General features: G+C 70.2%; 6 protein-coding genes and 1 pseudogene. 5 read left to right on the top strand and 2 right to left on the bottom strand.

The features are described 5' to 3' along the window. The first annotated feature begins 502 nt into the window (after window positions 1-502). Complete coding sequence (locus ABZ260_RS44475; RefSeq protein WP_355630131.1) at window positions 503-1,483, top strand: DUF6183 family protein; 981 nt, start codon at window positions 503-505, stop codon at window positions 1,481-1,483. Between the two features lie 15 nt (window positions 1,484-1,498). On the opposite strand, the pseudogene ABZ260_RS44470 reads toward ABZ260_RS44475, so the two are convergent. Both ABZ260_RS44470 and ABZ260_RS44465 read right to left on the bottom strand, forming a co-directional pair. Continuing rightward, a pseudogene (locus ABZ260_RS44470) lies at window positions 1,499-1,702 on the bottom strand (ferredoxin); the annotation flags it as partial. A 144-nt stretch (window positions 1,703-1,846) separates the two neighbouring features. Continuing rightward, window positions 1,847-2,293: an Lrp/AsnC family transcriptional regulator gene (locus ABZ260_RS44465; RefSeq protein ID WP_355630129.1), complete on the bottom strand. Its 447-nt coding sequence runs from the start codon at window positions 2,291-2,293 to the stop codon at window positions 1,847-1,849. Window positions 2,294-2,437: 144 nt separating this feature from the next. Between ABZ260_RS44465 and ABZ260_RS44460 the strand changes: the two genes are divergently transcribed. From ABZ260_RS44460 to ABZ260_RS44445, 4 genes are all read left to right on the top strand, one after another. After that, window positions 2,438-3,679 (top strand): TIGR03619 family F420-dependent LLM class oxidoreductase, encoded by a 1,242-nt coding sequence (locus ABZ260_RS44460; protein ID WP_355630126.1) that lies wholly within the window; start codon window positions 2,438-2,440, stop codon window positions 3,677-3,679. A gap of 135 nt (window positions 3,680-3,814) precedes the next feature. Continuing rightward, the gene (locus ABZ260_RS44455; protein WP_355630124.1) at window positions 3,815-4,474 is read left to right on the top strand and encodes a TetR/AcrR family transcriptional regulator; all 660 of its coding nucleotides are present in this window, start codon (window positions 3,815-3,817) and stop codon (window positions 4,472-4,474) included. Window positions 4,475-4,621: 147 nt separating this feature from the next. Continuing rightward, window positions 4,622-5,560, top strand: a complete 939-nt coding sequence (locus ABZ260_RS44450) for an NADP-dependent oxidoreductase (RefSeq protein ID WP_355630120.1) — start codon at window positions 4,622-4,624, stop codon at window positions 5,558-5,560. A gap of 164 nt (window positions 5,561-5,724) precedes the next feature. Continuing rightward, window positions 5,725-6,363, top strand: a 639-nt coding sequence (locus tag ABZ260_RS44445) for an SDR family oxidoreductase (protein WP_355630117.1), incomplete at its 3' end; no start/stop codon positions are given.

Here is a 6,363-nt window from a genome sequence, read left to right as displayed (position 1 = left end):
TCGTGCCCACCCTCGGGCGTGTCTGCTCCCACGGATTCGAGAGCTTGGAGCTGAGGAAGCACCCCAAGGTCGGTCTGCGCTCTTGTGTTCAACGTGGCCATCTGGATCACACCTCCAGTTCATGACGGCCAGGGCTGGTCAACACGGGGCTTCGAAGCGCATCACTGCGCCTCAAGCCCCCTCCTGCAGGAGAGGGTCGTTGACCTCGCGCCTGCTGTCCGTGGAGACCGTGACGTGGGGCCCGCGGTCTGGGGTCGAGCCCGGGCCGCCGCTCTTCTGAGAGGATTCCGTCGAGGTCGCCTTGCTCAACTCCGCCGGCACCGGCATGATCGTCCGGATCCCTTTGTCGACCGTCTCCTGACCTCCGTGATGGTCGGCATGCGGGACGCCACCGCTTCGGTCATCACTTGATTACGTAGTGTAATGGTGTCCGGTTGGCAAAGGGCGGGTTTTTGCCACGAGGAGGGGCGAGCATGCGGGCAAGGTCTCCAGAGGAACTTTCGTGATCTCGCACGCGCTTGTGGACGGGCCACATGGGCCGGTCCTGGCACGCGTTCCCGGCGATGCCGGGTCGCTGGCCGAGCTGGTACGCGGTCACTACGTCGGTGAGCGGCGGCTTCGGGAGGTCCGTGACCTGGCCGCGCTGCTGGCCGAGTCCCGGCGGGTCCACCACCTGCTGCCGCTGTTCGGGCGGGTGCCCGCCGAGCCGGACATCTGGGCGGAGCTGATCGCCTGCCTGGCGCAGGAGTTGGTGGTGCGCCGGGTCAACCTGACCCGGGTGCCGGCGGCGGTGCGGTGCGTCGCCGCCCTGCGCGAGCTGGGGCATCCTCTCGCGGGGCTGCCCCTGAGACTCGGCAGGGGAGAACGCTGGATACGCGTGCCCGACTTCCAGTCGGGCTGGGTTCCCCAGCCCGACTGGTACATTCCCGAGCATCCGGAGGTCGCGGGGCTCCTCCTGGACGGTCGCACGCTCGCGCGGGTTCCCGGTGGGGAGCCCGCGATCGTGAGCACCCGGCAGGAGGAGCGGCTCATCACCGCGGCGGTGGAGCACTGGAATTCACGGGGATGGGCGAAGATCTTCGAACTTCCCGGGGCTGTCGGCCCTGAGGAGCTGGTGCCGCTGGGGGTGAACGCCTTCCTGCCGGATGCCTTCGTGGCGGAGACCGTGTTGAACGGGCAGCGGGGCAGCCTGGGCTCGGTGGTGGCCGAGCTGTTCACCTCCGCCTACTGCGACGCCGCTTACTCCTCCGGGCTTCGCGGTGGGTACGGCAGGCTGGCGACGTGGCGGTCGGTCGCCGGTCTGGTGCGCGCTCCCGCCGACGCGTCCGTCCACCGGGTCAACGAGCTCGCGGCCCGGTGGCGGTGGCTGGCGTTCAGGATCACCAGGCGCACGCCGTACTGGACGGACCAGGAGCTCGCGGTCGGCGCGCTCAGCCCGCGCGGGAAGGTGCTGAGCCTGCTGGTCTGCTACGACACCGACTGACCGACCTTTGGCCGGTCAACGCCCAGCGGCCTGGGGCGTTCCCGAGTCGGGAGAGGGGTCGGGCCGGAGGCTGAGAGCCCCGACCGGGCAGATCCGCACCGCGTGGCGGAGGCCGGCGGTGTGGGCCTCGGTGACCTCGCCGGTCACGAGGACGAGTCCCTCGTCGTCGGAGTCGAAGATCTCCGGCAGGACGAGCGAGCACTGCCCGGCACCGACACAGCGCCGGCGGTCCGCTTATGGGCAGCGTTCCCTTCCTGCTCGGCATGGAGGTGCCCGAGGAGGAACGGAGCGCGATCGCGCTGACCGTCGCCGCGAGACTCGTCGCCGACCGTTAGGCCCCGCCGTCAGCGGGCCCCGCACACGTCAGGGACCCTGGGGGCCGCGGTAGGGCAGGGGCTGGCTGTAGACGAGGTTGGTGGTGGTGCTGCCGAACCGGGCCAGTTCGTCGACGAGCTGTTCGAGGTGGGCCATGGAGGTCGCGGCCAGCTTCAGCACGTAGCAGTCGTCGCCGGTGGTCCGCAGGCACTCCAGGATCTCGGGGCGCTCGTCGAGCAGCCGGTGCAGGGGCTGGTGCCGGCTGCCCGGATACTTCAGGCGTACCACGGCGAGCACGGTGAAGCCGACCTTCGCCAGGTCGACGTGGGCGTGGTAGCCGGCGATGACGCCCGCCGCCTCCAGGCGCCTGATCCGCTCGGTCGTGGCGGAGGCGCTGAGGTTCACCCGTCGCCCCAGCTCGGTCAGTGGGATGCGGCCGTCTCGCTGGACCTCGACCAGGATCGACCAGTCGGTGGCATCGAGGCTCTCGGTCATCCGGCAAAGGTACCGGCATATTCACGGCATATCGACTATTGCGCCGGGAAAACTCTCTTCCAATGGGAAATAACGGCTGGATAGCCTGAACCAGTGCAAATAGGCGTTAATGTCCCGAATTTTGGGCCAGGTACCGACCCCGGCGTGCTGCGCGACTGGGCGCAGACGGTGGAGGGCCTGGGTTTCGACCTGCTCATGGTCTCCGACCACATCGCGATAACACCCGACGTCGCCGAACAGTACCCGGCGCCGTTCTACGAACCCTTCACCACCCTCGCCTGGCTGGCCGGCATCACCGGCAGGGTCAGGCTCGGGACCACGGTGCTCATCGTGCCGTACCGGCACCCGCTGCTCGTCGCCCGGATGGCCGCCAACCTCAACCAGCTCAGCGGGGGACGGCTCGTCCTCGGCGTGGGCGTCGGCTGGGCGCGGCAGGAGTTCGACGCGCTCGGAGTCCCGTTCCAGCGGCGCGGGGCGCTGACCGACGATCACCTCCGGGTGATCCGCGCCGCCTGGAACGATGACAAGGACTACCGCGCCGGGCGGATACCGATCTGGGTCGGCGGCAACAGCGACGCCGGACTGCGCCGGGCGGTACATCTCGGCGAGGCATGGCATCCGCTGAGGTTCACCCTCCCCTGGCTGCGCGAGGCGCTGGGCCGGTTGAAGGCCATCGCGAACGAGTGCCAACGACCGGTGCCCGCGCTGGTCCCCCGGATCGCCCTGCGGCTCACCGAGACGCCGATCACCGCCCCCGGGCGGCTCGCCGGTGAGGGCACGATCGACCAGATCCTTGACGACCTCGAACAGCTTCGCCTCCTCGGCTCCGAGACCGTCGTACTCGACCCCTTCAACGGAGACCCGGACGAGACACGCCATCCGCAGACCGCCTGGCAGGCGCTCGCGACCGTGGCCGCCCGCTGGAATCCGAGCACGCATCAGACAGAAACGAGGGAAACCATGACCGGCGACGACGAGAAGTTCCTGCGCAGGGCCATCGAGCTTGCCGCCGCGGCGCGGGCGGCCGGTGACCCGCCGTTCGGGTCACTGCTGGTGGGCCCGGACGGCACCGTGCTCGCCGAGGACCGCAACACGGTTCTCAGCGACGCCGACATCACCGCCCACCCCGAGCTCAAGCTGGCCAGGTGGGCGGCCCGCGAGCTCGACCCCGCCGCCGCGGCCGCCACGACCATGTACACCAGCTGCCAGCCGTGCCCCATGTGCGGGGGCGCCATCGAACGGTCCGGCCTCGGCCGCGTGGTGTTCGCGCTCTCCAACGAACAGCTCGCGAGCCTCAAACCGGCCGCCACCGGCGTCGGCGCGCGGCAGGAGGGCCCCGCCCTGTTCGACGAGGCGCGCGTCCCGGTCGAGGGTTACTACCGCTGATCCGGTTCGATGGTTTCCACGGTCGTCCCACGATCTCGGCGTCGCCATGCCCGCGGCGCCGGAGCGGGATCACGTCATCCTCGGCGTGCCCTGCTAGGGTGCGATGTCTAATCAATCGTTCGATTGAGAGATGCCGTGTCAAACCTCGAGCAGATCCAGCGGGCCGCGGTGCGGCTCTTCGCGGAACGGGGCTTCGCGGCCACGGGCATCCGTGAGATCGGCCGCGCGGCCGGGCTGAACTCGGCCACGCTGTACCACTACGCGGGCGGCAAGGAGGAGTTGCTGGCCGGGATCATGCGCGCGGGCCTGGGCGAGCTGCTGCGCGCCGGGCGCGAGGCCCTGGAGCCCAGCGCGGACCCGGCCGTCCAGCTCGCCAGGCTGGTGCTCGCCCAGGTCGCGACGGAGGCGGTCAACCCGCTCACCTGCCAGGTCACCGACCGCGAGGTGCGGGCACTGACCGGGGACAACCACGCGGAGATCGTCGCCATGCGTGACGACTACGAGTCCATGTTCCAGCGCGTGCTGGAGCGAGGGGTGCGTACCGGGGAGTTCCAGATCACCGACCTGCGGGTGGCCAGGCTGGCGCTGCTCGAGATGTGCAACGGGGTCGCCGTCTGGTACCGCCCCGACGGCCGGCTGTCGGTCGCCCAGCTGCAGGATCGCTTCGTCGAGCTGTCCTGCAGGCTGGTCGGCTCCCGGCTGGTCGGCCGTCAGGAGTGCGGGCCCGAGATCGTCGTCGTGCCGCTCAGCTCCGAGCCCCGTGACGGGAACGTCGGCGTCGAGGCGTCGGCGTGAGCGCCTGAGCCGCGGCTCGCGGTATCCCTAAGACAGCATCGACTCATCATCGGAAGGCGGGGAGCCGACATCCTCCCCTTTTCGAGGGAGGGAATCTCCCGTCTCCCTCCCCGCCCGAAGGCGGGGGTTTCCAGGTTGGAGGATTTGATGAAGGCGATCGTTTACCGGCGCTACGGAGGGCCGGAGGTCCTGGAGATGGGGGAGGTCCCCGAGCCGAAACTCGGCCCGGAGTCCGTTCTCATCGACGTCAGGACGGTGTCGGTCAACCCGGTCGACTGGCAGACAGCCGCCGGGCAGCTGGACAGCCGTTTCGACGTGCATTTTCCCGTGGTCCCCGGCTGGGACGTCGCGGGGGTGATCGCGAAGGTCGGCCCGACGGTCACCGGCTTCGCGGTGGGGGACGAGGTGATCGGGTACGTGCGCGAGGATTCCATCGGGAGGGGAACCTACGCCGAGCGGGTGGCCGCGCCGGTGCGCACCATCGCCCGCAAGCCGGTCAATCTGAGCTGGGAGCAGGCGGCGGCCGTCCCCATCGCCGGCCTCACCGCCTACCAGTCACTCGTCCACGCGCTGCGGGTGGGGACCGGTGACACCGTGCTGGTGCAGGCCGCGGCGGGCGGTGTCGGGTCGTTCGCCGTACAGATCGCCGCCGCCCTGGGAGCGCGTGTCATCGGCACCGCCTCGGCCCGCAACCACGACTACCTGCGAGGCCTCGGCGCCGAGCCCGTCACCTACGGCCCCGGGCTCGGCGAGCGGGTCCGGGCGCTCGCGCCGGCCGGTGTCAGCGCGATCGTGGACATGTACGGCGGCGAGACGCTGGTCTCCTCCCTTGACCTGCTGCGCGAGGACGCGCGGGGGCGGGTCGTCTCGCTGACCAACGACGGTGTGCTGGAGCACGGCGGCGTCTTCGTGTTCGCCAGGCCGAGCACGGCGGACCTCGACGAGCTGCGACAGATGATCGAGAACGGTCTGGTCGTCCCGGAGATCGCGACGGTGCTGGATCTGTCGGAGGCCGCCGAGGCCTTCCGGCTGAGCCGGAGCGGGCACGTACGAGGCAAGATCGTCCTTCGGGTCTCGACGGGCTGAGGCAGGACAGGCCGGGGCATCCGCGCGGGCCGTCCGACCTTTTCCCGCCCCGTGCGGAGAGCCGGTGGCATGGTCCCGGTTAAGGAACCGGCCGTGTTCGGCATGTCGCCGGCATCCTTCCGAGGCGCGGCGGTTGGAACCCGCCCGTGGGGTAGGAGATGCGCATGTCGGAGGAGGTGCTGGCGATGGCCGGACGCGTGGTGGTGGTGACGGGAGCCAGCGGGGGAATCGGCCGTGCGACCGCGCGGGCCTTCGGCGCCCAGGGGGCGAAAGTGGCCCTGCTGGCGCGGGGGGAGGTCGGGTTGCGAGGGGCGGCGGAGGATGTGACGGCGGCCGGTGGCCAGGCACTCGTGCTCCCGACGGACGTGGCCGACTACGGCGCGGTCCGGGAGGCCGGGCGGCGTGCCGAAAGGGAGCTCGGCCCGGTCGACGTGTGGGTGAACGTGGCGTTCAGCTCGGTGTTCGCCGAGTTCGTCGACATCGAGCCGGAGGAGTTCAAACGGGTCACGGAGGTGACCTACCTGGGAGTCGTCCACGGCACGAGGGTGGCGCTGGATCTGATGCTGCCGCGTGACCGCGGCGTGATCGTGCAGACCGGGTCGGCGCTTGCCAAACGCGGCATTCCCCTGCAGTCGGCCTACTGCGGGGCGAAGCATGCCATCCAGGGATTCCATGAATCGCTGCGCACGGAGCTGTTGCACCACGGCAGCGGGGTACGGGTCACGATCGTGCACATGCCCGCGGTGAACACGCCGCAGTTCGGCTGGGTCATGTCACGCCTGCCGAGGCAGGCGCAGCCGGTC

Origin of the sequence: Streptosporangium sp. NPDC006013 (assembly GCF_040614275.1) — a bacterium.
Taxonomy (GTDB): Bacteria; Actinomycetota; Actinomycetes; order Streptosporangiales; family Streptosporangiaceae; genus Streptosporangium.
The sequence above is the reverse complement of the archived record's forward strand: the minus strand, read 5'-3'. Positions and strand labels throughout refer to the sequence as shown.